This window comes from Candidatus Sodalis sp. SoCistrobi (genome assembly GCF_900143145.1).
Classification (GTDB): domain Bacteria; phylum Pseudomonadota; class Gammaproteobacteria; order Enterobacterales; family Enterobacteriaceae; genus SoCistrobi.
In genome coordinates this window covers 1-1,786 of the sequence record NZ_FRDB01000347.1, presented here as the reverse complement: position 1 = coordinate 1,786, position 1,786 = coordinate 1, and the positions used below count along the sequence as shown (strand labels likewise).

1 protein-coding gene and 1 pseudogene are annotated in these 1,786 nt (G+C 56.4%); both read right to left on the bottom strand.

What is annotated here, in order from left to right:
- Positions 1-134: 134 nt before the first annotated feature.
- Positions 135-1,514: pseudogene (locus tag CINSTRO3249_RS15590) on the bottom strand (TonB-dependent receptor domain-containing protein); the annotation flags it as partial.
- Between the two features lie 43 nt (positions 1,515-1,557).
- Positions 1,558-1,786 (bottom strand): integrase core domain-containing protein (locus CINSTRO3249_RS15585; RefSeq protein ID WP_143146879.1); only part of this gene is annotated, 229 nt, incomplete at its 5' end.

Sequence of the window (1,786 nt, the reverse complement as noted above, 5' to 3'; positions counted from 1 at the left end):
TTTCCGCCAAATGGACCATGCCACTCAGAGACTGGAAACCTGCTATGAGCCAATTCATGTTGATGTATGGAGAACGAATCTCCAGTTAAGCGATGGAGCCATTTACACAAAAAAATTTACAGACCCTCTGGTTAGGTTTTTCGAGGTGCCCTGTAATAAGCTTCCTCGCCGCTATCCCACGCAATCATATCGTCGATGTCATTGCGATAGGCCGTTAACCGCCAATCAAGCGGGCCGGTCAAGCCCTCAATCCCGCCTTCCCATTGCTTGCTCTGCTCGGGATTGAGCTGCGCATTGCCGCCATAAGCGCTGTAAAGCTGACCGAGATTCGGTGCCTTATACGCGGTGCCATAAGACAACAGCAGTCGATAGCCCTCGACCACTTCCCAGGCGGCGCTGCCCTGCCATGTACCGTGCCAGCCAAATTGCGAATTATCATCCTCTCTGGCCGCCCCCTCCAGGGTGACAGGACCGTACAATTGCTGCACCGTGGCATACAGGCCGGTGTTGCGCTGTTCATAGCCATCGCTGAGGTAATTGGTGCCGGGCTCGGTAGTCTGTTTCTGCCAATCCACCCCGGCGCTGGCGGTGCCGTGCGTGATTTGCAGGGTGTTTCCCCACGCTAAATAATACTGCTGAGAATCATCCAGCGTGGCGGAATCCGCATAGGGGCCATAATGGGGATCATAGTTATAGTCTTTGGTGTGGTTGTAGTTGAAAGACAATTGGGACGCATAGATTCCTTGCTGGAAGCGCAGGCCGGTGTCCCAGGTGCGGCTGTAGAGCTGGCGGGTATCGGGCAGCGCGTCTGGATGATTGAAGTCGCTATAAGAATAGGTACCGTCGTAGGCGCTGCGGTTGCTAAAACCATAGGTGCGGGCAAAGCCGCTGAACCGATCGTTGAACCGATGTTCCAGCCCAGCGTACAGCGTTTTACTCATAAAACCATCGCGATCGGGCTGTGCCGGGTTGCCGTAGGGATCCGGCAAATTGGCCCGAACATCGAATCCTCGGGTATAGGTATAATTTCCCGCCAGGGTGGCGGTGGTATTCTCCCCCAACTGCTGGCGAGTAGCGCCATCGTAGGTCTGATAACCGTGGGAGCCCATGCCGGCGCTGAGCGTGCTGCCGTTCTGCTCACGGGTAGTGATAATATTGACCACGCCGCCAATCGCGTCCGAGCCGTAGACCGCCGAACGCGGTCCGCGGATATATTCAATGCGCTGTACCAGCGCGATGGGGATCTGGCTGAGATCGGATGAGCCGGATATGCCCGCCTGATTCATGCGCACGCCGTCGATTAACACCAGCGCATGGCTGGCGTTCGTGCCGCGAATGAACAGCGAGCTTTGCTGGCCGAGACCGCCGCTCTGGCCGATGTCCACCCCCGGCAACCGGCTTAGCGCCTCGGCCACGGATTTGATCTGTCCACGGTCGATGTCGTCGCGGGTGACCACGCTCACCGGCGCCAGTACCGTGGCAACGGGTTGCGGGAAACGGTTCGCGGAGATTATCAGTGAATAACCCCGAGTTTATTAGAGAGTAATTTTGGCAATACTACGCCGCTTCCTCTGATGCTAATTGCAAAGCGTAATAGTTCATTTCGGCTTCAGTAGGAGGGATGTAACCCAGCCGCCCGAGCAGCCTTCTGTTGTTGTACCAGTCCACCCAGTCCAGCGTGGCCAACTCCACTTCCGTCCGGTTTTTCCAGCTCCCGCGGTGGATAACCTCCGTTTTGTACAACCCGTTGATACTCTCTGCCATCGCATTATCGTAGGAGTCGCCG